The 23,301-nt window shown below is 60.7% G+C and carries 28 protein-coding genes and 1 other RNA gene; 14 read left to right on the forward strand and 15 right to left on the reverse strand.

The genetic code is table 11. From position 1 onward, the window contains the following. Window positions 1-371: 371 nt before the first annotated feature. Entirely contained in the window at window positions 372-824 is a 453-nt protein-coding gene (locus ASE04_RS09515; RefSeq protein ID WP_056815688.1) for a GFA family protein, read from the forward strand. 54 nt (window positions 825-878) lie between these two features. Here ASE04_RS09515 and lepA read toward each other — a convergent pair whose 3' ends face one another. Continuing rightward, on the reverse strand, window positions 879-2,711 hold the full coding sequence (lepA, locus tag ASE04_RS09520; RefSeq protein ID WP_056815691.1) for a translation elongation factor 4: 1,833 nt from the start codon (window positions 2,709-2,711) through the stop codon (window positions 879-881). Between the two features lie 137 nt (window positions 2,712-2,848). Between lepA and ASE04_RS09525 the strand changes: the two genes are divergently transcribed. After that, window positions 2,849-3,418, forward strand: coding sequence for a helix-turn-helix domain-containing protein (locus ASE04_RS09525; RefSeq protein ID WP_056815693.1), 570 nt, complete (start codon window positions 2,849-2,851; stop codon window positions 3,416-3,418). A gap of 20 nt (window positions 3,419-3,438) precedes the next feature. Next, entirely contained in the window at window positions 3,439-3,960 is a 522-nt protein-coding gene (locus ASE04_RS09530; RefSeq protein ID WP_056815697.1) for a GNAT family N-acetyltransferase, read from the forward strand. A 6-nt stretch (window positions 3,961-3,966) separates the two neighbouring features. Here ASE04_RS09530 and ASE04_RS09535 read toward each other — a convergent pair whose 3' ends face one another. The 3 genes from ASE04_RS09535 to ASE04_RS09545 form a co-directional block, all read right to left on the reverse strand. Then, window positions 3,967-4,434 (reverse strand): group III truncated hemoglobin, encoded by a 468-nt coding sequence (locus ASE04_RS09535; protein ID WP_056815921.1) that lies wholly within the window; start codon window positions 4,432-4,434, stop codon window positions 3,967-3,969. Between the two features lie 94 nt (window positions 4,435-4,528). Further along, complete coding sequence (locus ASE04_RS09540; protein ID WP_056815700.1) at window positions 4,529-5,365, reverse strand: carbon-nitrogen hydrolase family protein; 837 nt, start codon at window positions 5,363-5,365, stop codon at window positions 4,529-4,531. A 60-nt stretch (window positions 5,366-5,425) separates the two neighbouring features. After that, a complete protein-coding gene (locus ASE04_RS09545; RefSeq protein ID WP_056815704.1) occupies window positions 5,426-6,139 on the reverse strand; it encodes an LssY C-terminal domain-containing protein in 714 nt (237 codons plus the stop codon). Between the two features lie 187 nt (window positions 6,140-6,326). On the opposite strand from ASE04_RS09545, the gene recF reads away from it, so the two are divergent. Genes recF through ASE04_RS09560 form a run of 3 tightly spaced genes read left to right on the forward strand, consistent with a single transcriptional unit; the run spans window position 6,327 to window position 8,742 of the window. Continuing rightward, complete coding sequence (gene recF, locus ASE04_RS09550; RefSeq protein WP_056815707.1) at window positions 6,327-7,451, forward strand: DNA replication/repair protein RecF; 1,125 nt, start codon at window positions 6,327-6,329, stop codon at window positions 7,449-7,451. After that, window positions 7,448-8,272, forward strand: coding sequence for a molybdopterin-synthase adenylyltransferase MoeB (locus ASE04_RS09555; RefSeq protein ID WP_056815710.1), 825 nt, complete (start codon window positions 7,448-7,450; stop codon window positions 8,270-8,272). The genes recF and ASE04_RS09555 overlap by 4 nt, the downstream gene beginning before the upstream one ends. Beyond that, a complete protein-coding gene (locus ASE04_RS09560) occupies window positions 8,269-8,742 on the forward strand; it encodes a GNAT family N-acetyltransferase (RefSeq protein WP_056815713.1) in 474 nt (157 codons plus the stop codon). Before ASE04_RS09555 ends, ASE04_RS09560 begins: the two co-directional genes overlap by 4 nt. Here the strand turns inward: ASE04_RS09560 and ASE04_RS09565 are convergent. After that, the gene (locus ASE04_RS09565; protein ID WP_056815716.1) at window positions 8,739-9,740 is read right to left on the reverse strand and encodes a 2-hydroxyacid dehydrogenase; all 1,002 of its coding nucleotides are present in this window, start codon (window positions 9,738-9,740) and stop codon (window positions 8,739-8,741) included. The genes ASE04_RS09560 and ASE04_RS09565 overlap by 4 nt on opposite strands. 186 nt (window positions 9,741-9,926) lie before the next feature. Between ASE04_RS09565 and ASE04_RS09570 the strand changes: the two genes are divergently transcribed. Beyond that, on the forward strand, window positions 9,927-10,466 hold the full coding sequence (locus tag ASE04_RS09570; RefSeq protein ID WP_056815718.1) for an SH3 domain-containing protein: 540 nt from the start codon (window positions 9,927-9,929) through the stop codon (window positions 10,464-10,466). On the opposite strand, the gene ASE04_RS09575 is transcribed toward ASE04_RS09570, so the two are convergent. Both ASE04_RS09575 and ASE04_RS09580 read right to left on the reverse strand, forming a co-directional pair. Further along, window positions 10,459-11,451: an adenosine kinase gene (locus ASE04_RS09575; protein WP_056815721.1), complete on the reverse strand. Its 993-nt coding sequence runs from the start codon at window positions 11,449-11,451 to the stop codon at window positions 10,459-10,461. The two genes, ASE04_RS09570 and ASE04_RS09575, sit on opposite strands and share 8 nt — an antisense overlap. A 173-nt stretch (window positions 11,452-11,624) precedes the next feature. Continuing rightward, on the reverse strand, window positions 11,625-12,395 hold the full coding sequence (locus tag ASE04_RS09580) for an adenylate/guanylate cyclase domain-containing protein (RefSeq protein WP_056815925.1): 771 nt from the start codon (window positions 12,393-12,395) through the stop codon (window positions 11,625-11,627). A gap of 391 nt (window positions 12,396-12,786) precedes the next feature. Here ASE04_RS09580 and ASE04_RS09585 point away from each other — a divergent pair, with 391 nt between their 5' ends. Next, window positions 12,787-13,734: an AEC family transporter gene (locus ASE04_RS09585; protein ID WP_056815724.1), complete on the forward strand. Its 948-nt coding sequence runs from the start codon at window positions 12,787-12,789 to the stop codon at window positions 13,732-13,734. 55 nt (window positions 13,735-13,789) lie between these two features. Here the strand turns inward: ASE04_RS09585 and ASE04_RS09590 are convergent, their stop codons facing one another. Next, a complete protein-coding gene (locus ASE04_RS09590; protein ID WP_056815727.1) occupies window positions 13,790-14,365 on the reverse strand; it encodes a c-type cytochrome in 576 nt (191 codons plus the stop codon). A gap of 154 nt (window positions 14,366-14,519) precedes the next feature. Here ASE04_RS09590 and ASE04_RS09595 point away from each other — a divergent pair, with 154 nt between their 5' ends. Next, entirely contained in the window at window positions 14,520-15,275 is a 756-nt protein-coding gene (locus ASE04_RS09595; RefSeq protein ID WP_056815730.1) for a 3-deoxy-manno-octulosonate cytidylyltransferase, read from the forward strand. Between the two features lie 10 nt (window positions 15,276-15,285). Then, window positions 15,286-16,152, forward strand: a complete 867-nt coding sequence (locus ASE04_RS09600; protein ID WP_056815732.1) for a prephenate dehydratase — start codon at window positions 15,286-15,288, stop codon at window positions 16,150-16,152. 36 nt (window positions 16,153-16,188) lie between these two features. Here ASE04_RS09600 and ASE04_RS09605 read toward each other — a convergent pair whose 3' ends face one another. The 5 genes from ASE04_RS09605 to ASE04_RS09625 form a co-directional block, all read right to left on the reverse strand. Continuing rightward, the gene (locus ASE04_RS09605; RefSeq protein ID WP_056815735.1) at window positions 16,189-16,557 is read right to left on the reverse strand and encodes a VOC family protein; all 369 of its coding nucleotides are present in this window, start codon (window positions 16,555-16,557) and stop codon (window positions 16,189-16,191) included. A 104-nt stretch (window positions 16,558-16,661) separates the two neighbouring features. After that, window positions 16,662-16,886, reverse strand: coding sequence for a hypothetical protein (locus ASE04_RS09610; protein WP_056815738.1), 225 nt, complete (start codon window positions 16,884-16,886; stop codon window positions 16,662-16,664). A 71-nt stretch (window positions 16,887-16,957) separates the two neighbouring features. Then, the gene (locus tag ASE04_RS09615) at window positions 16,958-17,641 is read right to left on the reverse strand and encodes a helix-turn-helix transcriptional regulator (protein ID WP_056815740.1); all 684 of its coding nucleotides are present in this window, start codon (window positions 17,639-17,641) and stop codon (window positions 16,958-16,960) included. 21 nt (window positions 17,642-17,662) lie between these two features. Next, window positions 17,663-18,625 (reverse strand): NAD(+) diphosphatase, encoded by a 963-nt coding sequence (nudC, locus tag ASE04_RS09620; RefSeq protein WP_056815743.1) that lies wholly within the window; start codon window positions 18,623-18,625, stop codon window positions 17,663-17,665. Beyond that, window positions 18,622-19,032 carry an HIT domain-containing protein gene (locus ASE04_RS09625; RefSeq protein WP_156408746.1) on the reverse strand — a complete coding sequence of 137 codons (411 nt, stop codon included), beginning with the start codon at window positions 19,030-19,032 and terminating at the stop codon, window positions 18,622-18,624. Before ASE04_RS09625 ends, nudC begins: the two co-directional genes overlap by 4 nt. 89 nt (window positions 19,033-19,121) lie before the next feature. Here ASE04_RS09625 and ffs point away from each other — a divergent pair. From ffs to ASE04_RS09640, 4 genes are all read left to right on the forward strand, one after another. Continuing rightward, window positions 19,122-19,218: signal recognition particle sRNA small type (ffs, locus tag ASE04_RS29890), an RNA gene on the forward strand. Between the two features lie 46 nt (window positions 19,219-19,264). Further along, a complete protein-coding gene (locus ASE04_RS09630) occupies window positions 19,265-21,133 on the forward strand; it encodes a DNA polymerase III subunit gamma/tau (RefSeq protein ID WP_056815745.1) in 1,869 nt (622 codons plus the stop codon). Between the two features lie 22 nt (window positions 21,134-21,155). Beyond that, the gene (locus tag ASE04_RS09635) at window positions 21,156-21,479 is read left to right on the forward strand and encodes a YbaB/EbfC family nucleoid-associated protein (protein WP_007799011.1); all 324 of its coding nucleotides are present in this window, start codon (window positions 21,156-21,158) and stop codon (window positions 21,477-21,479) included. Between the two features lie 66 nt (window positions 21,480-21,545). Continuing rightward, on the forward strand, window positions 21,546-22,157 hold the full coding sequence (locus ASE04_RS09640; protein ID WP_056815749.1) for a LysE family translocator: 612 nt from the start codon (window positions 21,546-21,548) through the stop codon (window positions 22,155-22,157). On the opposite strand, the gene ASE04_RS09645 is transcribed toward ASE04_RS09640, so the two are convergent. Both ASE04_RS09645 and ASE04_RS09650 read right to left on the reverse strand, forming a co-directional pair. Then, a complete protein-coding gene (locus ASE04_RS09645) occupies window positions 22,158-22,688 on the reverse strand; it encodes a DUF992 domain-containing protein (RefSeq protein WP_056815752.1) in 531 nt (176 codons plus the stop codon). Between the two features lie 69 nt (window positions 22,689-22,757). Further along, a complete protein-coding gene (locus ASE04_RS09650) occupies window positions 22,758-23,240 on the reverse strand; it encodes an Lrp/AsnC family transcriptional regulator (RefSeq protein WP_056815932.1) in 483 nt (160 codons plus the stop codon). Between the last annotated feature and the right edge of the window lie 61 nt (window positions 23,241-23,301).

Genomic DNA, 23,301 nt, shown 5'->3' on the forward strand with positions numbered 1-23,301 from the left:
CGGTAGCTCGTCAGGCTCATAACCTGAAGGCCGCAGGTTCAAATCCTGCCCCCGCAACCAATCTTCCAAAAACACACAGCACAAACACACAACATCAAGAGCCCCGAATGGGGCTATCTTGCGTTCCGCAACACGCTAAGACAGAACGAAAGCGAGGCCTAGTGGGGCAGGCCAGCTGGGCAAGCCGCTAATCCATGCGGAAACCCGAGACGACAAGCCCTGCAGGTGAGCCGCCAGCGTGTAGCCCGAGACAGCCTTGCGTGGACGGAAATCGTGGTCGCCGTCGTTGAGCCAGCGCTGAAAGGCCGGACCGCAATTTGACAGCCCCGCAGTCCCCGCTAGATTGGAGCAATCTAACAAGGAGCAAGCGGATGAATGATCAACCTTCTTGGACAGGTGGGTGCCGATGCGCCCGCGTTCGGTTGACGATCAGCGCCAAGCCGCTCTTGACCATGGCATGCCATTGCACGGGCTGCCAGAAGATGTCGTCGAGCGCCTATTCGCTGAGCGCCGCCATTCCGGCTGAGGGCTTCGAAATCACCGAGGGCGAGCCTGTTATTGGTGGCCTGCACGGGGACGACGCGCACCACTATTTTTGCGGCCACTGCATGACCTGGATGTTCACGCGATCGGAAGGGATGGAATGGTTCGTCAACATCCGCCCGACGATGCTGGACGACCCGCGCTGGTTCAAGCCGTTTATCGAGACCTGGACACGCGAAAAGCTGCCCTTCGCCGAAACAGGCGCTGTCAGGAGCTATGAGGCGCTACCCGAGATGGACGCCTACGAAGGATTGGTGAAGGAATACATGGCCTGCAGCTGAGGCCTATAAGTAGCCCGGCCACGCGTTGCGCTCCGGCCGGGCTGAAATGGCTCTTTACTCGTCACCCATCTTGAGCGCGGCGATGAAGGCTTCCTGCGGAATCTCCACCTTGCCGAACTGGCGCATGCGCTTTTTGCCTTCCTTCTGCTTGTCCAGAAGTTTGCGCTTGCGGGTGGCGTCGCCGCCATAGCACTTCGCCGTCACGTCCTTGCGCAACGCCGAGATCGTCTCGCGGGCAATGACATTGCCGCCGATGGCGGCCTGGATCGGAATCTTGAACATGTGCTTCGGGATCAGCTCCTTCAGCCGCTCGCACATGTCGCGACCGCGTTTTTCGGCAGACGCACGATGGACGAGCATGGACAGCGCATCAACCGGCTCGCCGTTGACGAGGATCGATAGCTTGACGAGGTTGCCCTCACGGTAACCTTCGAGGTGATAGTCGAACGAGGCATAGCCTTTGGAGATCGACTTCAGCCGGTCGTAGAAGTCGAAGACGACTTCGTTCAGCGGCAGTTCGTAGGTCACCATCGCGCGGGTGCCGACATAGGTGAGTTCCGTCTGGATACCGCGACGGTCCTGGCAGAGCTTGAGGATGCCGCCGAGATAATCATCGGGCGTCATGATCGTTGCCTTGATCCAGGGCTCGCGGATCTCATCGATCTTGACGACATCGGGCATGTCGGCCGGATTGTGCAGTTCGCGTTCGCTGCCATCGGTCATCGTCAGCTGATAGACGACCGACGGTGCCGTGGCGATCAGATCGAGATTGAATTCACGTTCCAGGCGTTCCTGGATGATTTCGAGGTGCAGCAGGCCAAGGAAGCCGCAGCGGAAGCCGAAGCCGAGTGCGGCGGATGATTCCATCTCGAAGGAGAAAGACGCGTCGTTGAGGCGAAGCTTGCCCATTGCCGCGCGCAGATCTTCGAAATCCGCCGCATCGACAGGGAACAGGCCGCAGAAGACCACGGGCTGCGCCGGCTTGAAGCCCGGCAAGGCTTGCGCCGTCGGGCGCTTGTCTTCGGTGATGGTGTCGCCGACGCGGGTGTCCGCGACTTCCTTGATCGAAGCGGTGATGAAACCGATCTCACCTGGGCCGAGACTATCGGCATTGACCATCTTCGGCGTCAACACGCCGACGCGTTCGACCTGATACTTGGCGTCGGTACCCATCATCCGGATCGTCTGCCCCTTGGTCAGCACGCCGTCGATGACGCGGACGAGAACCATGACGCCGAGATAGGTATCGTACCAGCTGTCGACGAGCAGCGCTTTCAGCGGCGCCTTTTCGCCACCTGGGCTCTTAGGCGCCGGCAGCTTCTGGACGATGGCCTCGAGGACGTCGGGGATACCGAGGCCGGTCTTAGCCGAGATCAGCACCGCTTCCGAGGCATCGATGCCGATCACTTCCTCGATCTGTTCCTTGATACGGTCGGGCTCGGCCGCCGGCAAGTCGATCTTGTTGAGAACGGTGACGAGTTCGTGATTGTTGTCGATCGCCTGGTAGACGTTGGCAAGCGTCTGCGCTTCCACGCCCTGCGAGGCGTCGACGACGAGCAACGAACCTTCGCAGGCCGACAGCGAACGCGAGACTTCGTAGGCGAAGTCGACGTGGCCGGGCGTGTCGATCAGGTTCAGGATATAGGTGTCACCATCCTTTGCCTTGTAGTGCAGGCGCACCGTCTGAGCCTTGATGGTGATACCGCGCTCGCGCTCGATATCCATGTTGTCCAGCACCTGTTCGGACATCTCGCGTTCGGCCAGGCCGCCCGTCGATTGGATCAGGCGGTCTGCCAGCGTCGATTTGCCGTGGTCGATGTGGGCCACGATCGAGAAGTTGCGGATATGGGAAAGCGGAGTGGTCGGATTGGTGCTCATGCGCGCCATATAGCAGTGCTGCCCCTTGCCGCAAAGCAGAAAAGCAGGAGTTCGTTTACGATAAGAGGCGGTTTCTCAGATTGAAAGATAGGTCTTGATTCCATCATTGGACTATGTACCTCTACGATAATGGAAATTGAGATCTAATGACGGAACAGGAACTGGAAAAGGCGATTGCCAGTCGCATTCGCAAACTCCGGATGCAAAGAAATTTGACGCTGGATGACCTCGCCAATGCGTCGGGTGTCAGCCGTGCAATGATCTCGCGGATCGAGCGTGGCGAAGCGAGCCCGACTGCGTCCTTGCTGGCGCGGGTGTGCGCGGCGCTCGGGCTGTCGCTCTCAGCATTCTTCGCTGAAGAGGGCGAAGTCTCGCCATTGTCGCGCCGGCAGGATCAGCAGGTCTGGCGTGATCCGGAGACGGGCTATCTCAGGCGCTCGGTTTCGCCACCGGGCACTTTGTCCGATGTCGACATCGTCGACGTCGAGTTCCCGCCTGGCGGTCGGGTCAGTTTCCCGCCGCATGCGGCAAGTAGCGGCATGACCCAGCACGTCTGGCTGTTCGATGGCGAGATGGAAATGACGACTGGCGACCAGCTGCATCGCCTGCTGCCTGGCGACTGTCTCTTCATGCCGGTCGGTGAAGGCCATGTCTTTCATAACCCCGGTAATATTCCCGCCCGCTATTGCGTCGTGCTTGACCGGCGCGGGCGCTAGTTCATTTCAGGAGAAAAGTAATGACAGCAACGATCCGCCTTCTCGGCGCGGCAGAAGCCCGCGCGGCGATATCAGGCCTCTGTGAGGTGTTGAGCGACTGCGTCAACGGCGGCGCCTCGGTCGGCTTCATGCAGCCATACACCAATGTCGATGCCGAGCCCTATTGGCGGGGTGTTGCGGACGCCGTCGCATCAGGCGCGACGCTGCTCGTTGCTGCCGAAATCGAAGGCCGGATCGTCGGCACCGTGCAGGTCGGCGCGGCACAGATGCCGAACCAGCCACATCGCGGCGATCTGAAGAAGTTGCTCGTGCATCGTGCCGCACGTGGCAAGGGGCTGGCGCGCGTGCTGATGAATGCCGCCGAACGGGAAGCAGCGGCGCGCGGCATGACGCTGCTGGTGCTCGACACGGCAACCGGAAGCGATGCGGAGGCGATCTACCCACGACTCGGTTGGGAGCGGGTCGGCGTGATCCCGGATTATGCGCTATGGCCTGAGGGCGGCCTCTGTGCCACGACGCTTTTCTACAAGCGGGTTGCCTGACATGGCTTAGGCAGGCTTCCGGTGCGGATCGTCGAGTGCCGGATTGTAGAACAGCGATAGCGTCAGGCTCCGGGCGATCCGTTCGGCGGTCGCCATGAACCAGGCTTTGGCCTCCGGGTTCGGAGCGATATCGTCAAGCGTCTCGGAAAACAGCACCAGCCACTGCGGGAAGAGATCGGGCGACATGTTCGCGACACCGGTATGCGCCTGCACTGGCTTGCCGCCATAGGCGCCGCTGCGGAAAGCGACCGATGACCAGAAGCTTTTCATCTTCTGCATATGTTCGGGCCAGCGGCCGGAAAGCCTGGCGTCGAAGACCGGCCCGAGCGCCGGATGCTGCAGCACGCGCTCGTAAAACGTATCGACCAGCCGATCAATGAATGCTTCATCGATGCCCATCGCCTTCATGTCGGCTTCCGCGCGCTCGCGAATGGCGGCCACATGCGCAGCACGACCCTGTATTTCGGTATCCATCATGAACTCCGGCATGTCGCAACCCGCGACCTCCCTCATATAGGCAGTTCACACCGAGAGATGAAGGTGCCGCGGCGCAAGGCAGCATTGCGCTTCAATAGCCGCTTCTGTCTTCGGTTCTCGGGTTATCGACCAACTTCTCGCGATAGATCTTGCCCTGCCGCGCCTTCCGCCGCCAGGGTCGGGCCTTCTGCAGTGGAATATCGTAGAGAGGGTCGTCCCGATCGAGCACGGCGGTTACGAGCTTCGGTTCGCGCGTTGCGGCGCACTGCGTCACCCATTGTCCATCCGGCCCGATGATACCGGCCGGGCCTTTGGCGGCTTTCTGCACCGGTGTAGCCGCGCCGATCCAGATGCAGTTCAGCCCCGCATGAGCGCGAAGCGCAATCTGGAAATATTCGGCAATGCCGTAAGAGGAAAAAAGCACAGCATCGACGCCAAGCATCTCGTATTCCTGAAACACCTCCGGAAACTGAGATTCGATGCAGATGGCACAGCCGAATCGATAACCGTCGACATCGAACGTGACGGGTGCAGTGCCGGGCGAATACCAGCCGCCGAGCTCGCTGTTCGACAGGAACCTTTTGTCATAGCGGGTAAGAAGCGCGCCTTCGTCGGAGAAGATGTAGAGACTGTTGTGTGGCGGACAGCTCTCTGTCAGCCGATGCGCACCACCGACAACAGCAAAGATACCAAGGTCTCCGCAGAGATCGGCGATCGCCCGAAGCTCCGCCTCCTGCTTTTGCCAATCGAAGCTCCTCCAGTCGTCGGGATGCTTGACCTGGAACTTGGAGTACCCTGAAAGCGCACCTTCGCAGAAATTGATGACGCGCACGCCATTGACGGCCGCGGCGGTGATCATGCTTCGGATTGCGCTGCCGTTCGCCGCGATATCGGAAGAAACCAGGGTCTGTGCTGCGGCGATTCTCAAGGCGCACCTTTTTGTGATTCGGTGCTCATCTTCAGCCGATTTGAAACGGCATGGAAGCGGTTACGGTGTAGCGGGGCCATGCAGCACGCCGATCAGTGCTTTCCCGTCGGTGAAATACGGATCGCCACCCCCGTTGCGACCGGTCTTTGTGGCACCGATCCCCGGGATTTCGTAGGTGGAGGACAATTGCCCGGCAGTCTGAAGGTCGCCAATAACAAGATCTCGCTCGGCATCGACATCGGGGGCGATATGATGGGTGATCTGGCCGGTATCGTGGCTGAAGCCGACACCGCGGTCGAAGCTCGCCGAGCCGAGCCACAGAGGACGCTTATCCGCGCCGGTGCTCCTGGTTTCCCAGAAGCGGACGTGGTGGCGCTCGTCGGCGCTCTTGCCGACCGCCTTCTCAAACGCCAGATCCTGTTTCCGACCCTCGAACAGCAGGGGACTGACGGGCGCGTCGAGATCAGGCCGGTCAAGCACGACGCTTAAACCGATCTCAGCCGAAGTCCGAAGTGTGATCTTGTCGGCGGGATCCCATCCAGCTGATGCGAAGGCATGCAGCACCTCCTCCTTGGAGCCGACGAGCCCGACATTGATGGGGTCGCCGGGGATATCCTGCTCGGTGGTTGTGACCATCGGCCCAAATTCTGCGATGCGGCCGGCGTCGTGATGGATCCATACCTCCGGGATCAGGAAATAGGCAGCAAGCAGATACGCAAGCAGCAGCATCGCCGCGCCGCCAACTGTTGTCCGCATTTTCGGCAAACGTCCCATCGCGTGTCACCCTGATCTCGATGTATTCTACGGTGTCAGGGTGAAGAGCGCCAATATCCACTTTGGTCGCTGCGACGTGGCCTACCGTTGCCTGTCCCGCCTGCGATTGACGGTGTTACTGCCTCAGTCCCCTTGCCATCGGGGCTCGCAGCGCTTAGCTCTCGGGCACCACGAATCCGGATATCGAATGCCGCAAAAGGTCTCTCTTTCCCGTCTCAAGCTGACCGACTTTCGCAACTATGCGTCTGTCTCGCTGCCGCTCGACGACAGGCATGTGGTGTTGACGGGAGACAACGGCGCCGGCAAGACCAATCTGATGGAAGCCGTCTCGTTCCTGTCGCCCGGGCGGGGGATGCGTCGTGCCACCTATGGCGACGTCACCCGCGTCGGCGCGACAGCAGGCTTTTCGATCTTCGCGGAACTCGATGGAATGGAGGGCGAGGTAGAGATCGGCACCGGCGTCGATACCACCGACGACAGCGCCTCCCGTCGCCTGCGTATCAACGGCACGCCCGCAAAATCGGCCGACGAACTGACCGACCATCTACGTCTCCTCTGGTTGACGCCATCCATGGATGGCCTTTTCACCGGAGGCTCGTCCGAACGCAGACGGTTCCTTGATCGGCTTGTGTTGTCGCTCGATCCGGCCCATGGCCGCCGTGCCAGCGATTTCGAACGCGCCATGCGCAGCCGTAACAAGCTGCTGGACGAACGTCGTTTCGATCCTGCCTGGCTTTCCGGTATCGAACAGCAGATGGCGAGCCTCGGTATCGCGATGGCAATGGCGCGGCAGGAGATGCTCGGCCTGCTCGCCCGTCTGATCGATGAGACGCATGAAACCTCGCCTTTTCCGGCCGCGGCGCTTGAGCTTGCCGGTTTCATGGAGGGTCAGTTCTCGCGCCCGGCCGTCGACCTTGAGGACGAGTATGCAGCCATGCTTGCGGAGAGCCGCTACCGCGACGCTGCGGCCGGTCGCACGCTTGACGGTCCCCATCGAGGCGACCTGCTTGTCCGCCACCGGCAAAAGCAGATGGACGCCGCCCGCTGTTCCACCGGCGAACAGAAAGCCCTCCTGGTCGGATTGATCCTTGCTCATGCTCGCCTGGTCGCCAATCTCACAGGCTACGCGCCGGTCCTCCTGCTTGATGAGATCGCCGCGCATCTCGACGAGAGCAGACGTGCCGCGCTCTTCGACCTCATCGACGCACTCGGCGGTCAGGCCTTCATGACGGGTACCGATCCTGCCATGTTCTCCGCACTTGGCGAGCGCGCGCAGTTCTTTACCGTTGCCGATGGAAAGGTTTTCGAATGACCGATGCTGCTTCCCCCTCAACCAAAGGCCGTGCTAGCATCCCGCCTATGGAACCCCTCAGCCCGGAAGAAATCGCGCGATATCAGCGCCATATCCTGCTTCCCGAGATCGGCGGCGCAGGCCAGCAGAAACTGAAAGCCGCTCGGGTGCTCGTCATTGGTGCCGGCGGCCTGGGTGCGCCGGTCCTGCAGTATCTGGCGGCGGCAGGCATCGGCACGCTGGGTATTGCCGATGATGATCGGGTTTCGCTCTCTAACCTGCAGCGGCAGGTGATCTATGATTCCGGAACGATCGGCGAGTTGAAGACGGAAAGCGCCGCCTTCGCGATCGCTCGTCTGAACCCGCACGTCAACGTGATCCGCTTTGAAGAACGCTTCTCGCCGGATACGGCGCGCCGTCATCTCTCGGGCTTCCATCTGCTGATAGACGGGTCGGATAATTTCGATACTCGCTATACGGCGGCCGACGCTGCCGAGGCGGCGAAAATCCCTTTGGTCACAGGCGCTGTCGGTCGCTTCGATGGCTCCGTCACCGTTCTCAAGCCTTATGAGACGGCCGAAGACGGGACGCCAAACCCGTCCTATCGCGACCTTTTTCCCGAGAAGCCGCCGGCAGGACTGATCCCCGCCTGCGCCGAAACCGGCATTATCGGCGCGTTGACGGGGGTAATCGGCACGCTAATGGCAATGGAAGCGATAAAGCTGATAACCGGCGCTGGGGAGCCGTTGGTTGGCCGGCTTTTGCTCTATGATGCGGTCGCCGCCCGCTTCGAGACAATCCGCTACAAGCGCCGCCGCTCAAGGCAAAGCCAGGCATCATGAACATCGTCCGCATCGACGAGGATTTTCAGCGCTGGGACGAGCTGCTGGCGCTGATCCTGTCGTCGTTCGCCTATATGAACGATCGCATTGATCCGCCGTCATCCGCCTTGAAGCTCACCCCAGCGATGCTGGCGGAAAAGGCCCGCACCGAAATCGCTTATGTGGCGATGGACGGGGATATCCTCTGCGGCTGCATCTTCCTGCGCCCGGAAGAAGGTTGCCTATATGTCGGCAAGCTGGCCGTCACGCCAAATGCGCAAGGCCGAGGCATAGGCCGTCGGCTGTTGACCGTTGCCGAACAGCTGGCGCGAGACCAAGCCCTGTTATCCCTGCGGCTCGAAGCCCGCATAGAGCTCGTCGAAAATCATGACGTCTTCGCGCGGTGGGGATTCGAGAAGACCGCCGAAAACGCGCATCCCGGCTTCACCATGACGACGTCGATCGAGATGCGCAAGCCGGTTTCGGCTTAGCGGCCGGGCAGCACCCGATTTGGCGGGCGATGGCCGTCGATGAAAGCGCGGATGTTGATGATCACCTTGTCGCCCATGTCGATGCGGCCTTCGATCGTCGCCGAACTCATGTGTGGCAGCAGCACGACCTTGCTTTCGTTGGCAAGCTTGATCAGCTTCGGGTTGACCGTCGGTTCGTTCTCGAAGACATCCAGACCCGCGCCCGCCAGCTTGCCCTCGCGCAGACTCTTGATCAGCGCCGCTTCATCGATCACGTCGCCGCGCGCGGTATTGACGAGGTAGGCCGTCGGCTGCAGCAGGGCCAGGCGGCGCGCTGAAAGCAGGTGGAACGTTGCCGGCGTCGAAGGGCAGTTTACCGAAACGATATCGACGCGTGCAAGCATCTGATCGAGGCTTTCCCAATAGGTCGCCTCGAGCTCGTCCTCGGTCGCCGGGTTCACGCGCTTGCGGTTGTGATAGTGGATCGAGAGGCCAAATGCTTTGGCGCGGCGGGCAACGGCGGTGCCGATCCGGCCCATCCCGACGATCCCGATGCGCTTGCCGTGAATGCGTCGTCCAAGCATCCAGGTCGGCGACCATCCGGCCCATTCACCGGGTTGGTCCGTCAATACTCGCGCACCTTCGCCCAGGCGGCGTGGCACAGCGAGAATGAGCGCCATGGTCATGTCGGCCGTGTCTTCGGTTAGCACGTTCGGCGTGTTCGTAACCGTGATGCCCTTGCGGGCCGCCGCCTCCACATCGATGTGGTCGGTGCCGTTCGAGAAGCTGGCGATCAGCTTCAGCTGCGGGCCTGCTTCCTCGATGATGGCAGCGTCGATCCTGTCGGTGACGGTCGGCACCAGAACATCGGCACTCTTTACGGCGGCAATCAACTCCGCCTTGGAGCGTGGCGTATCATCGATATTGAGTTCCGCATCGAAGAGTTCACGCATGCGTGTCTCGACCGCATCGGGCAGCTTCCGCGTGATGTAGACCTTCGGTTTTTTCTTCGTCGTCATGTGCGCCGGCGCTAACTTGTAAAGAGGTCCTTAACCAAGACGCGGGATAATTTTCCCGTTCCGGGCAATTTCTACCAGACCCGCACGCGAAGACAAACAAAACTCGTTCAGCGTGCGCAGGAATGTCGAGTTCCCGGCGCCAGGCAGCAGTCCTGCCCTTCACTCCACTGAGCAAACGGAAGTCCCATGCATAGCAAAGTCCTGAAATCTTGCCTCGCCCTTGCGATCGGTTTCGTGCTTTCTGCGGGAACGGCTGAGATGGCCGCCGCGCAGGCGGCCAAGGGACCGAGCGGCCTGCCATTGCCGCGTTTCGTGACGCTGAAGTCCAAGCGCGTCAATCTGCGCATCGGTCCGGGCACGGACTACGCTGCCTCGTGGATGTATCTCAAAGCAGGCCTGCCGGTCGAAATCATTCAGGAATACGACAACTGGCGCCAGATCCGCGATGCCGATGGCACCGAGGGCTGGGTCAACCAATCGTTGCTGTCGGGCTCGCGCGCGGCCATTGCTGCCCCATGGATGAAGGGCAAAGGCAAGTCCGTCTATGTCAACATGCGCCGTGATGCCCTGCCATCGGCAACCGTGGTTGCCAAGCTGGAGCCCGGCGCCATGATGAACATCGGCGAATGCAATGGCGATTGGTGCTTCGCCAAGAGCGACGGCGCCGAGGGTTGGGTGGCGCAGTCGGAAATCTGGGGTGCTTACCCGGGCGAAGCCTTTAAGTAAGCTTCGCCTGCTTGCCGGCGTCGGCAAGCGACTTCATCGGCCGCGGACCGATCTGCTGGATCACGATGCCGGCTGCGAGGCAACCGAGCTTGCCGCAGTCTTCGAGCGTCCGGCCCTGTGTATAGCCGTAGAGGAAGCCGGCGGCGAAAAGATCGCCCGCACCCGTCGTATCGACGAGCTCCTTGATCGTGATCGCATCCACATAGAAACGCTCGGTGCCCTTGAGGATCACCGCACCGTTCTCGCTCATCGTCACGGCTGCAATCTTGCAATCCTTGGCGATGTTGTTCAGCGCAACTTCGAAGTCGTCGGTCTCGTAAAGCGCCAGTGCCTCCTGGCGGTTGGCGAAGACGATGTCGACGGTGCCGGAGCGCATCAGGTCGAGGAATTCGCCGCGATAGCGGTCGACGCAGAAACTGTCAGAGAGCGTCATCGACATTTCACGGCCGTTCTCGTGGGCGATGCGCGCGCATTCGCGGATCGCTTCCTTGGCGCGCGGCGGATCCCAGAGGTAGCCTTCGAAATAGGTGACCTTGGACTGCGCGACCACGTCGGCTTCGACATCCTCGGGTCCAAGCTCGACGCAGGCGCCGAGATAGGTATTCATCGAGCGCTCGCCGTCATCGGTGACGAAGATCATCGAGCGCGCGGTCGGCGGGAACTTGCCCTTCGGCTGCGTCTGGTAGTGAACGCCCTGTGCGCGGATGTCATGCGCAAAGATCTCGCCCAACTGGTCGTCCGCCACCTTGCCGAAGTAGGCGGCCTTGCCGCCGAAGCTCGCAACACCTGCCGCGGTATTACCGGCGCTGCCGCCGGAGGCTTCAATCGCCGGTCCCATACTCGCGTAGAGAAGCTCGGCGCGTTCGGCATCGATGAGGTTCATCGCCGCCTTGGTGATCTTGTTGTCAATGAGGAACTGGTCGTCGCAACGCGCGATGATATCGACGATGGCGTTGCCGACGGTCAGAACATCGAATTTGGTCATGAAAGGGAGGGTCCCGGTTTTGGTGATAGCCGGTGTCTGGTCTTAGCGGAATTTCGCCGCATGGGAAGCGGAAATGGCGTCGACACGCCGCAGCAACGGCTAAATAACGTCTTCGCTGTGCTGACAGCACCAATCATGACCGGAAATGGCTCTTCGCGGGCTGCAATTGCCAATCATCGTTCCGCAAGCACGCGCGCCTGCACCGGTTGCTCTATCCCCTTGAGAGTGAGCAGGCGCGTTTCTGCGCCCGAAAGAAGTGTCTCGGCGCGAGCGGCCGTGTCGGTCGATACCAATATCTCGCCGGCGTCCGCCTGAGACTCCAGCCGCGCCGCCAGATTGACGGCGCCGCCAATCGCGGTGAAATCGCTGCGAAAGCTCGAGAACTCGCCGATCTCGACATCACCGCCGTGAATCCCGACGCCGACGCCAATCTTGCGGTCTCGGACACCGGCATCGGCGGCAAGGCCACTCAGCGCGGTGGTGCAATATCGCTGTATATCCATCGCTGCCATGACGGCTGCGCTGGCGTGATCTTTCCGAGCGATCGGGAAATTGAAGATCGCCATCAACCCATCGCCCATCTGCTTATTGACGATACCGTCATGGGCCCAGATTGCCTGCGCGCAGCGGTCCTGAAACAGGCTGACGATCTCGCTCAGCCTGACCGGTTCGATCCGTTCGGAGAGGGCCGTGTAGCCCCTGATGTCGGCAAAAAGGATCGTTGCCTGCACGGTGACGTGACGTTGCTTCTTCACATAGCGAAACGAGCGTTCGCAGATCGTGCAGATGTTGGGGTTCATCTTGCTGCGGGTGATGCCGAACGCACGGAAGGGAAGAGCCAGAGGGCCTCGGATCGGGATCGGCACGTGCATCTGGTCCCAGCAGCCGCGGCAAATCGACGTGGTTCGCTGGCTGCCTGTTGCAGTAGAGGAGACTGTCGTCATGCGGCTCAAATCCATTTCGATCGACATGGCGTGCGGCGCGCACAACCGAGCTTCCGATATCCGGGCGCTTTTGGCAACTCCCGGTATCGTCGCAAAAATGCCGCCTCCGCGTCATCTCGATGTCATCAGAGGCCTCTATACCTGCTGTCAACGAGATTGGCATGGACGGCTTGACGGTCGTCGCCAGTCGAGAGGGGAATGAAGCCCTTCGACGATACCGGAAGCGATGCTGACCACGGATGAACTGGCAGCCTTGCGGACCGGACTATCCGGTAGACCGGATGCGGAAAAGCGGGCGAGCCCCGCTTTTTTTGTTTTGTCGGATGCCGGTTTGTCATCAAAGGCGGTTTGCTGTTACGCATAGCGATCTCTCGCAAGGCAGCCGTTCTGAATGTCAGCCATAATCTTCGATGTCCTCCCCATCTTCATCATGATCCTGATCGGCTGGCTAACGGTCAAGGCGAAGCTGATGAAGGCCGAGATCGGCGATGCCCTCAGCGAGTTCGTCTTCAAGATTGCAGTGCCGCTTCTGCTGTTCCGGACAATCGCCGCTGCGGACTTCCACGGGGCATCGCCCTTTCGTCTCTGGATCGCCTATTTTTCCGGCGTGGCGGTGACGTGGGTCGCCGCGCATATCGCAGCGACGAGGTTTTTTGGACGCGATGACCGCATAGGGGTCCTCGCCGGCGTCTCCTCCGCTTTCGCCAACACCATCTTCATCGGTCTGCCGCTCGTCCAGCGAACGGTCGGCGACAAGGGGTTGGTGCCCCTGTCGATCCTGATCGCGGTGCATCTGCCGGTCATGATGATTATCGGAACGATCATGATGGAGCGTGCCGAGCACAAGATGGGCGGCAAGCAGGAGCGCAGCATCGCCAAGGTCGTCGGGCAGATCGCGCAAAACCTCGTGAGAAATCCGTTGGTCATCGGCTTGGCGGCCGGTGCCGCCATGCATCTCCTTGGGCTTCAAATTCCTGGTCCGGTAAAGCTGATCGTCGATCAGATTGCCGGTGTCGCAGGCCCGGTCGCGCTCATCTCGCTCGGCATGGCTCTCGAAAAATACGGAATCTCCGGCAATGCCGGTATCGCCAGCGTCACCTCGGCCTTCAAGCTTTTGCTGCTGCCGGCTTGTGTCTGGACAGCAAGCAACCTGCTCGGACTGGAAAGCGACTGGACGGCCGCCCTGGTGCTGATCTCCGCAGTGCCGACCGGCGTCAATGCCTGGCTGATCGCCAACCGTTTCGGTGTCGGCCACAGCCTGGCTGCATCGACCATCACGCTGACCACCGCCCTTGGTGCAATCTCGGTATCGTTCTGGGCTTATCTTCTGGGCGCATAGCAAAAAGCCCGGCATGAGCCGGGCTTTGATGTTCTTCTGCGAAGCAGAATGACGCTTACTGCGTGGCGCTATCGGGTGCGTTCGGATCGGGAAGCGCAACCGGCGAGTCAGCCAGCGTGTGAAGATAGAGAATGACGTTGGCGCGATCCGCATCTTTCGGAAGACCGGCAAAGCCCATGGCCGTGCCCGCGACGTACTTCTTCGGTGCTGTCAGGAAGTGGCTCAGGTGGTCGAATGTCCACTTTTCGCTGCCGCCCTTGGAGAAGTCCTTCATAGCCGACGAATAGGCAAAGCCTTCATGCGTCGCGATTGGACGATCGACGAGACCATAGAGGTTCGGCCCGACTTTGTTCGGCCCCCCCTTGGTCGCGTCATGACAGGCCTGACACTTCTTGAAAACAGCTTCGCCGGCTTTCGCATCGGCCTTGGCAAGCAATTGCGCGATCGGAACGGCTGCTGCCGGCGCTGCTTCGCCACCACCCGAGGCGGACGCCTCTTCGGCTACGATTGCAAAGCCTTCCTTCTCCGGTGTCTCCGAGTGAAAGATCCCCTCCGATGCGATGGAGACCGACATCAGGACGAACACCGTCCCAAGCAGCGCCCCCACCGCGGTATTCACGTAAGAATTCATCTGCAATGCTCCCCTCGCAGCCGGCAGACATAACACCGGACCATCTTGAAATCGCGCGGAACCTATGTCTTTTGGCTATCTGTTGCAACAGTGTTAATCGGCTGCTGCGTGAGACTTTTTGACACTTTTCCGCCCGGATTAGAAGGCCCGAACAATGACAAGTCCAAATTTAGATGACGTGCTCGTTCTGATACCTGCGCGCATGGCATCGACCCGCCTTCCCGGCAAACCGCTGGCCGATATTTGCGGTCTACCGATGATCGTGCAGGTGGCATTGCGGGCAAAGGAAGCCGAGATCGGACGCGTCGTCGTCGCCGTCGACGAGCAGGAGGTGTTCGATGTGGTCGCCGCTGCCGGCTTCGAAGTCATCATGACGAGGCAGGATCACCAGTCGGGTTCGGACCGCATCTACGAAGCGCTAATGAAGGTCGATCCCGAGGGACGTGCGAAATTCATCGTCAACGTGCAGGGCGATTTGCCGACGATCGAGCCTGAAACCGTTCGTGCCGCCTTGCGGCCGTTGGAGGATCCGGCAGTCGATATCGGCACGCTGACGATCGAGATTGAGGATGAGGCGGATAAGACCGCGCCCCATATCGTCAAGATCGTCGGCTCGCCTCTTTCCGCGAGCCGCCTGAAGGCGCTCTATTTTACGCGCGCCACCGCACCCTACGGCGACGGACCGCTCTATCATCACATCGGGCTCTATGCCTACCGCCGTTCGGCTCTGGAGCGTTTCGTGACGCTCACGCCTTCGGTATTGGAAAAGCGCGAGTCGCTCGAGCAGCTTCGCGCGCTCGAAGCCGGCATGCGCATCGATGTCGAGATCGTTGACACGGTTCCGCTCGGTGTCGATACTCCCGCCGACCTAGAAAAGGCGCGGCGCATTCTTGCCACTAGAACGAAGTGACGGATCTTCCATGAATATCAAGACCAACAGGATCGCCTTCCAGGGCGAGTTCGGCGCGAACTCCGACATGGCGTGCCGCGACATGTTTCCGACCATGGAACCGTTGCCGTGCCAGACGTTTGAAGACGCGTTCGTGGCCATCGAAAACGGTGATGCCGATATCGGCATGATTCCGATCGAGAACACGATCGCCGGCCGCGTCGCCGATATTCATCATCTGCTGCCGGAATCGCGGCTGCATATCATCGGCGAGTATTTCATGCCGATTCGCTTCCAGTTGATGGTGCTGCCCGGCGTCACGAAGGACGAGATCCGCACGGTTCACAGCCACATCCATGCGCTTGGTCAGTGCCGCAAGATCGTCCGGTCGCATGGCTGGAAACCTGTCATCGCCGGAGACACGGCCGGCGCGGCAAAGCTCGTCCAGGAAACCGGTGATCGTTCAATGGCGGCACTTGCGCCGCGTCTGGCCGCTGACCTCTATGGCCTCGATATCGTTGCTGAAAACGTCGAGGACACCGAGGACAACGTCACCCGCTTCGTCATTCTTTCCAGGGATGAGGAGTGGGCGCACCGCAGCTCGGCGGAAGAAAAGCTCGTGACGACGTTCGTGTTTAACGTTCGCAACATCCCCGCAGCCCTCTACAAGGCGCTCGGCGGCTTTGCCACGAACAACATCAACATGACGAAGCTTGAAAGCTATCAGCTTGGCGGAAAATTCGTCGCGACACAGTTCTATGCTGATATCGAAGGGCATCCGAACGACGCCAACGTGCGCCGTGCGCTCGAGGAACTGCGCTTCTTCTCGGAGAAGGTACGCATTCTCGGTGTCTACAAGGGGCACCCGATGCGCGGCCAGTTGCAGCTACAGAAATGAGCAAGGGCGCCTTCGGGCGCCCTTCTTGTTTATAGTTTATTTATCCGGCTCACAGACCCGCAAGCGATGGCCGTCGGGATCGAGCACGACGAAAGTCGGGCCGAAATCCAGATCCGTCAGTTCCTGGGCGATCGGCAGCTGTCGCTTCTGCCAATCCTGGTAGAGCGTCGATACGCCGTTCTCGCCTGGAACCATGAAGGCGATCTCCGCCCGGCTGCCGGTGGCGGATGGCTGGGGTGCAACCTTGCTCAGCCGCCAGAGACCGAGAGTGAAGCCGCCGTCAAGCGCGAATGCCACGAAGTTGGGTGCTTCGGCAACGGGATCGCGACCGAGGAGAGATCGGTAGAAGGCGGCGCTCTCGGCCGGGTTCTTGACGTAGAGGATGATAAGGTTGGGGCTGTTCATCGGATGTCCCTCGCATTGATGTAACGGTTTCGAGCGAAGCGCCGCTGCGTTTGCCGCGGCGCGCTGGGTCGTTGTCCCGGGAGATGTGTGGTTATCGGTTGCCGCTAGCCTTCTTGGCAGGGGCGACGGCCCCAGTCGACGAAACCGAGATCCCGTTTCATCGACTCGGACATGGCTTCCGGATCAAGGCGTGGATATCTGTTTTGTGCCATCCGGCGCGATGCGTTCAGCATCATCCGCAGAAGCGGCGAATGCGGATAGCCGGCTGCTTCATGCTCGTCAGCGCGATTTTCGTGTGTCGCTTGGGTGAAGTGCAGGTTCGTCATCATCGGTGCTCCTGTTTGGATTGGCACCGATAATAGCGCTGGCCACTGTCAGTTTATGGCAGTATCAAGCGTCCTCATGGAGCGATGTCTTGCTGGTCCCGCCATTCCTTCAGAAGCACGGCGCGGCGGCGCGGATAGCGCCCGTCCTGCGGGCTCATTTCGACGATACGGTCGGTACGGAAGTGCCTGTAATCCTGACGCAATTCGCACCAGGCGACGATGACGCGCACGTGTTCGAAATAGCTGAGCGCGAACGGCCAGACACTGCGGACAGAGACCGCTCCGCTTTCGTCGGAATAGGTGAGCTTGAGGATCCGTTCGCTGCGGATTGCTTTGCGAATGGCGTCGAGATCGGCCTTGTCGGCGACCGGGGGGCGCATGTGCACCAGAAGGGTCGACGTCTCCAGATCATCGCGCATTTCGCGGGGCAGAACCTCCGCGATCTTCGCGAGCGCATCGGCACCCGCGGCGGCCAGGCGCGGATCGGCGATACGGGCAACCCATCGCGATCCGAGAACCAATGCCTCGATCTCGTCTTGGGAAAACATCATCGGCGGCAGCATGAAGCCCGGTTTCAGCACGTAACCGAGCCCCGGCTCTCCTTCGATGAGGGCGCCCTGCGCCTGCAGGCTGGCAATGTCGCGATAGAGCGTGCGGATGCTGACGCCCGTCTCGGTTGCCAACACGGCACCGCTGACGGGCCGACGGTAGCGCCGGAGCGTTTGCAGCAAGGTCAGAAGGCGTTCGGAACGTGCCATGTCACGTGCCTCTGCTGGCGCTTAGGGCTTCTTCCACTCGATCCAGTCGCGCATCAGCCGATGGGCGATCGCGCCCTTGGGCGGCGGCGCCTTGCCGGTCGAGCCGGGACGCTCGAGCATCTCCAGTGTCTCTTCTCGGGTAAACCAGCGGCAGTCCTCTAGCTCCTGCCCGTCGAACTTGATGGTCTGCGATTTTGCTTGGGCATAGCAGCCGATCATCAGCGAATGCGGCATAGGCCAGGGCTGCGAGGCATGGTAGCGGATCCGCCCGGTGTGGATTCCGGACTCTTCCAGCGTCTCGCGTCTGACTGCGTTTTCGATCGTTTCGCCAGGCTCGACGAAACCAGCGAGACAGGAATACATGCCCGGCGCGAAATGCGGGCTGCGGCCGAGCAGGCAGAGATCGCGCTCCTCATCGACAACAAGCATGATGACGACGGGATCGGTGCGTGGAAAGATTTCATGTCCGCAGGCCGTACAGACACGTTTGTAGCCGCCGATGTGGGTTTCCATCGCTGAACCGCAGCGGCCGCAAAACCGGTTGTCGCGGTTCCAGCGAATCAGGCTGGCCCCTTGCGCGAACTCGCCGAGCAAGACGTCGTCGATCAGCATTTCGCGAAACAGCGAACGCCCGTCCGCCGGCTTATACTGGCTGGTAAGCTCTTCTTCGGGTATGCCGACCGGAACAGCAAGCCGCGGCTCGCCCGTCTTGCGGTAGCCGAGCAGTACCGTCTCGTCCCAATTCGGACGCAGGTCCTTCAGCTCATATCGCGCAAACAGCGGATCCAGCACTTGTCCGTCATGCTTCAGGACCAGCTTGTCTCCGGCGAAGGCGAAGATGTGCGTCCCTTCCTTTGCAAGCGCCTTGTCGACGGATGTCTCGTCGCGATGTTCGGAATCGCGCGTGAGGTCGTTGGCGGCGAAGGCAGTCAGGCTACTGGGTTCCGGATGCGGAACATCCGAATCGAAAAGCGAACGGCTCATGATGAAAGGGCTTCCCGCAACGTCTCTATGAATGCATCTCTTTTATCCGCGACATAGGGCTCCGCCTTGCCGAATCCCCAAACCGGGTTCGGCCAGTTGGCATCGCCGTCGAAGCGGGCAATGACGTGAACATGAAGCTGGCGGACGATATTGCCAAGAGCCCCGATATTGATTTTTGTCGCGCCCGTCGTCTTCTTCAACGCCGACGCGACCATATCGGTCTCGAATGTCAGCATCACCTGATCGAGTGGCGTCAGTTCGAAGACCTCGGTGATATCGACGCGTCGCGGCACGAGTATCAGCCAAGGCCAGCGGGCATCCTTCGACAACCGAAGCTCACACAGCCCCGTGCGCATGACGGGGTCGCTGTCGCTTTCCAACCGGCGGTCGAGCTTGAATTCGTCCAACAGGCATTCCTCCAGAGTTTTCCTCAGGCTAGCAGTTTTTTTCGGCCTTGGCTTGCTTTTGATCGCGATATTGCCGATATGTGCCTTCGGGAGGTTGGTGGTGGACGAGCCACTCGCCAACCGGGTCAGGTCCGGAAGGAAGCAGCCCTAACGAGCCAGGCACGGGTCATCGTGCCAGCCTCCCACCCTTCTCTCCATTCTTGCCCGGGCAGTCCGGGCGCTAAGCAGGGCGATGAGCGACACCGAGCGACAATCACAAGATGCCGCCTCGACGGGCACCGGATACCGGGTGCTGGCACGCAAATACCGCCCCAAGGATTTTACGGATCTGATGGTCGGCCAGGAGCCGATGGTCCAGACCCTGACCAACGCCTTCGAGACCGGCCGCATCGCGCAAGCCTACATGCTGACCGGCGTTCGCGGAGTCGGCAAGACGACGACTGCCCGTATCCTGGCGCGCGCGCTGAACTACAAGACATCTGACATCGACAAGCCGACGATCGATCTGCGAATCCCCGGTGAACATTGCCAGGCGATCATGGAAGGCCGCCATGTCGATGTTATCGAGATGGACGCCGCCTCGCATACCGGTATCGACGATATCCGCGAGATCATCGAGCAGGTGCGTTACCGCCCGGTGTCTGCGCGCTACAAGGTTTACATCATCGACGAAGTGCACATGCTCTCGACGCAGGCCTTCAACGGCCTGCTGAAGACGCTCGAAGAGCCGCCGGAGCATGTGAAGTTCATCTTCGCGACGACCGAAATCCGCAAGGTGCCGATTACGGTCCTGTCGCGCTGCCAGCGCTTCGACCTGCGCCGCATCAGCGCCTCGGATCTCGTTGGTCTGTTCACCACGATTGCATCGAAGGAAGGCATCGAGGCAGAGCCCGACGCGCTGGCGATGATCGCCCGTGCCGCCGAAGGCTCGGCGCGCGACGGTCTGTCGCTGCTCGATCAGGCAATCGCCCATGGCGGCGGCGCCGTCTTGACCGAAGCTGTTCGCGGCATGCTCGGCCTTGCCGACCGCGCCCGCATAGTCGATCTCTTTCATCACATCATCAAGGGCGATGTCGCCGCGGCACTCCGCGAATTCGAGAGCCAGTATGAGGCAGGCGCCAATCCTGTTGCCGTGCTCACCGACCTTGCCGATTTCACGCATCTCGTCACGCGCCTGAAATACGTGCCTGACGCCGCCAACGACCCTTCGCTCAGTGAGATCGAACGGACCAAGGCCGCGGAATTCGCCCAGGGCGTTGCCGTCACGGCGTTGTCGCGCATCTGGCAGATGCTGCTGAAGGGCATTCCCGAAGCGGAAGGCTCCTCGCGCCCGGCCGGTGCGGCCGAAATGGTCTTGATCCGATTGGCACATGCGGCGCATCTGCCTGCACCCGAGGATGCTGCCCGTCGTCTTGCGGAATTCTCCGAGACGAGTGGCGGCGGTCGCCCGTCGACGCCATCCGGCAATGGCGGTGGCGGTGCAACGGTAAACTATCAGGGCAACCTGGCGGCACGATCGACGGAAACTATTCCGCGCCCACAGCCCGCAGGCCCGACCGCCATGTTGCGCGCGGTGCCGAACCCCGATCCGCGGAACATACCGGTTGGCCGCGCCGAAACGAAGCCGGCCGAGGCGCCGAAGCCTCTGGTGGTCGTCAATTCGATCGCCGACATTGCGAACCTCGCCGGCGACAAGCGCGATGTGAAGCTCAAGGCGCTGGTGCGCAATTTCGTGCGACCTGTTCGGATCGAACCCGGCCGCCTCGATGTCAATCTGACCGAAGGCGCTCCGGGTACGCTGCTGAATGAGCTGGCGGTGAAGCTCAAGGAGTGGACTGGCATCCATTGGATCGTCAGCCTAAGCCGCGAGCCGGGCCAGCCGACGATGGTCGAGGCGGAGGCCAACACCAAGGCGCAACAGGTCAGCGACGCGCGCCAGGATCCCGACGTCGCGGCAATTCTGGCCCAGTTTCCCGGCGCCAAGATCATTGACGTGCGCGTGCGGGCGCCCGAACCGGAGGAGGAAGAGGAGGCCACCGCGCCTGCCGCTGCCGAATCCGAAGAAGGTGATATTCTGCCGGGCGACGATATAATTTTCTAAAGTATCGAGAAGGAGCGAGACGATGCGCGACATCATGGGAATGATGGGCAAAGTCAAGGAAATGCAGGCCAAGATGGAGAAGATGCAGGCGGAGATCGCCGAGCTCCATGCCGAAGGCAAGTCGGGTGGTGGCCTCGTGACCGTGATCCTCAACGGCAAGGGCGAGATGCAGAGCCTGAAGATCGACCCGTCGCTGTTCAAGGAAGATGATGTCGAGATTCTTGAGGATCTGATCGTCGCCGCTCACAAGGATGCCAAGGACAAGGCAGAGGCCGCGGCTGCGGAGAAGACAAAGGCGCTGACCGCAGGCCTTCCGATCCCCCCCGGCTTCAAGATGCCGTTCTGATCTGTCGCCGGAAGACTGGGCGATGCTGGCCGGCGAAGCGGTTCGCCGCGCCGTAGGAGGTTGAATATGAGTTTGACCAGCCTGTTGGTTTTTGCCTGCGCGCTATTCGTGGCAGCAGGCTCTCCGGGGCCGAGTGTCGCGGCACTTGTTGCGCGTGTCATTTCCAAGGGCGCGCGCGACGTTCTTCCCTTTCTGGCCGCCATGTGGGTCGGTGAAGCCATCTGGCTGACCTGTGCTGTCGCCGGCTTGGCCGCGATTGCGGAAACCTTCCACTACGCCTTCGTAGTCATCAAATGGCTCGGTGTCTGCTATCTGCTCTATCTCGCACTGAAGATGTGGTTCGCCTCGCCAGACGGGGAAGGCGAGGCGCTACCGAACGCGCAATCGCCTCTAAAGCTTTTCTTCGCCGGAATGACGGTGACGCTCGGCAACCCGAAGATCATGATGTTCTACATGGCGCTCCTGCCATCCATCATCGATGTTCGCGCTGTAACTGTTGTCGGTTGGGCCGAGCTTGTCGCGACGATGTTCCTGGTGCTGATCGTCATCGATATCGGCTGGACGCTGCTTGCTGCCAAGGCGCGCGGTTTTCTGAAAAGCCGCCGCGCAGTTCGCATGGCAAACCGCGCGAGCGCCGGCACGATGGCCGGCGCCGCTGTTGCAATCGCGATGCGCTGACTATTTGGTGTGTTTTTGAGTGTGGTGTTTCGCGGGCTTCGCTTTCGGCGGCGGCTCGTAGGTCAATTTCATGTTGGCGATACCTGCCGCGACATTGAGGCCCGACGTCCCCTCGACCGATAGCGGCTGTAGGGCAACCGAACCGTCGAGACCGCCGGCAAGGACGTTCGTTCCGAGCCCAAGCCCGAGCGTGGCATTGGCCGCGACACCGGAATAGCTGCCTTGCAGAACGCCATCCGTGTGGTTTGTCGGGGCATAGACATACCAGATCAGCGAGCCGCCCTTCAGCACGCCGATATCGACGCCGATCTTGGTGATCGTTCCCTTGTAGTGTTCCACCGGACCGGGCTGCGATGGCGTGAACATGCAATTGATGTCTCGTTTCGATCCGAGGATCATACCGAAACCTTCCGAAATATCGCAGGTCAGAGAGCCGGCCTGGACGCGCGTGGCCGCCGCCGCTGGCGTCGCGGACACGCCCGCCCCGATGACAACGCCAAATATGGCAACGGTGATTTTGAAAACGGACATGCGAGCCTCCTTCGATTGGCATTCCGTTCGAAGGGATTTAGGCGGATAGCCCGTCACAGCAAGGGCAAGCTATCGTCCATTCCTCGTTTGCCGGATGAGATCACGACCGATCGGCTTTGCCGGTTCGCTTCTGAGAACCAGTGACGTCGTCACCGAACCGTGCCGCGCAACGGTATCAACGATCGCCTCCAGATCGGATGGCGTCGGAACCAGCACCTTCAGGATGAAACAATCCTCTCCCGTCAGTCGTAGCACTTCGATCACCTGCGGCATCTCGGAAAATAGCTTGAGACAGGGACCGATGTGCTCGTGCGTTGTACGCAATCGCATGACTGCCATCATTCCGAGCCCAACGGCTGCTGCGTTGATACGGGCGCCGTAACCTCCGATGATGCCGCGCTCCTCCAGTCGCTTCAGCCGCTCCGATGTCGCGGGCTGCGACAGGCCGATTTTCCGGCCAAGTTCGGAAACGGAGATCCGGCCATCTTCCTGCATGATCTCGATGATCGAAAAGTCCGTCGGGTCCAGTTGTCGGTCTATCGGCTCATTCATGGGGTCGTCACCTATCATTCATCGGATGCGATAAGTCTTTCCCGATACATTCATATGTCAA

This window comes from Rhizobium sp. Root708 (assembly GCF_001429725.1).
Lineage (GTDB): Bacteria > Pseudomonadota > Alphaproteobacteria > Rhizobiales > Rhizobiaceae > Rhizobium.

Excerpts from the sequence above, each read along its gene's own strand:
- ASE04_RS09515 (WP_056815688.1), top strand. The coding sequence starts at position 372 with ATGAATGATCAACCTTCTTGGACAGGTGGGTGCCGATGCGCCCGCGTT.
- lepA (WP_056815691.1), bottom strand. The coding sequence starts at position 2,711 with ATGGCGCGCATGAGCACCAATCCGACCACTCCGCTTTCCCATATCCGC.
- ASE04_RS09525 (WP_056815693.1), top strand. The coding sequence starts at position 2,849 with ATGACGGAACAGGAACTGGAAAAGGCGATTGCCAGTCGCATTCGCAAA.
- ASE04_RS09530 (WP_056815697.1), top strand. The coding sequence starts at position 3,439 with ATGACAGCAACGATCCGCCTTCTCGGCGCGGCAGAAGCCCGCGCGGCG.
- ASE04_RS09535 (WP_056815921.1), bottom strand. The coding sequence starts at position 4,434 with ATGGATACCGAAATACAGGGTCGTGCTGCGCATGTGGCCGCCATTCGC.
- ASE04_RS09545 (WP_056815704.1), bottom strand. The coding sequence starts at position 6,139 with ATGGGACGTTTGCCGAAAATGCGGACAACAGTTGGCGGCGCGGCGATG.
- recF (WP_056815707.1), top strand. The coding sequence starts at position 6,327 with ATGCCGCAAAAGGTCTCTCTTTCCCGTCTCAAGCTGACCGACTTTCGC.
- ASE04_RS09555 (WP_056815710.1), top strand. The coding sequence starts at position 7,448 with ATGACCGATGCTGCTTCCCCCTCAACCAAAGGCCGTGCTAGCATCCCG.
- ASE04_RS09560 (WP_056815713.1), top strand. The coding sequence starts at position 8,269 with ATGAACATCGTCCGCATCGACGAGGATTTTCAGCGCTGGGACGAGCTG.
- ASE04_RS09565 (WP_056815716.1), bottom strand. The coding sequence starts at position 9,740 with ATGACGACGAAGAAAAAACCGAAGGTCTACATCACGCGGAAGCTGCCC.
- ASE04_RS09570 (WP_056815718.1), top strand. The coding sequence starts at position 9,927 with ATGCATAGCAAAGTCCTGAAATCTTGCCTCGCCCTTGCGATCGGTTTC.
- ASE04_RS09575 (WP_056815721.1), bottom strand. The coding sequence starts at position 11,451 with ATGACCAAATTCGATGTTCTGACCGTCGGCAACGCCATCGTCGATATC.
- ASE04_RS09580 (WP_056815925.1), bottom strand. The coding sequence starts at position 12,395 with ATGACGACAGTCTCCTCTACTGCAACAGGCAGCCAGCGAACCACGTCG.
- ASE04_RS09585 (WP_056815724.1), top strand. The coding sequence starts at position 12,787 with ATGTCAGCCATAATCTTCGATGTCCTCCCCATCTTCATCATGATCCTG.
- ASE04_RS09590 (WP_056815727.1), bottom strand. The coding sequence starts at position 14,365 with ATGAATTCTTACGTGAATACCGCGGTGGGGGCGCTGCTTGGGACGGTG.
- ASE04_RS09595 (WP_056815730.1), top strand. The coding sequence starts at position 14,520 with ATGACAAGTCCAAATTTAGATGACGTGCTCGTTCTGATACCTGCGCGC.
- ASE04_RS09600 (WP_056815732.1), top strand. The coding sequence starts at position 15,286 with ATGAATATCAAGACCAACAGGATCGCCTTCCAGGGCGAGTTCGGCGCG.
- ASE04_RS09605 (WP_056815735.1), bottom strand. The coding sequence starts at position 16,557 with ATGAACAGCCCCAACCTTATCATCCTCTACGTCAAGAACCCGGCCGAG.
- ASE04_RS09610 (WP_056815738.1), bottom strand. The coding sequence starts at position 16,886 with ATGATGACGAACCTGCACTTCACCCAAGCGACACACGAAAATCGCGCT.
- ASE04_RS09615 (WP_056815740.1), bottom strand. The coding sequence starts at position 17,641 with ATGGCACGTTCCGAACGCCTTCTGACCTTGCTGCAAACGCTCCGGCGC.
- nudC (WP_056815743.1), bottom strand. The coding sequence starts at position 18,625 with ATGAGCCGTTCGCTTTTCGATTCGGATGTTCCGCATCCGGAACCCAGT.
- ASE04_RS09630 (WP_056815745.1), top strand. The coding sequence starts at position 19,265 with ATGAGCGACACCGAGCGACAATCACAAGATGCCGCCTCGACGGGCACC.
- ASE04_RS09635 (WP_007799011.1), top strand. The coding sequence starts at position 21,156 with ATGCGCGACATCATGGGAATGATGGGCAAAGTCAAGGAAATGCAGGCC.
- ASE04_RS09640 (WP_056815749.1), top strand. The coding sequence starts at position 21,546 with ATGAGTTTGACCAGCCTGTTGGTTTTTGCCTGCGCGCTATTCGTGGCA.
- ASE04_RS09645 (WP_056815752.1), bottom strand. The coding sequence starts at position 22,688 with ATGTCCGTTTTCAAAATCACCGTTGCCATATTTGGCGTTGTCATCGGG.
- ASE04_RS09650 (WP_056815932.1), bottom strand. The coding sequence starts at position 23,240 with ATGAATGAGCCGATAGACCGACAACTGGACCCGACGGACTTTTCGATC.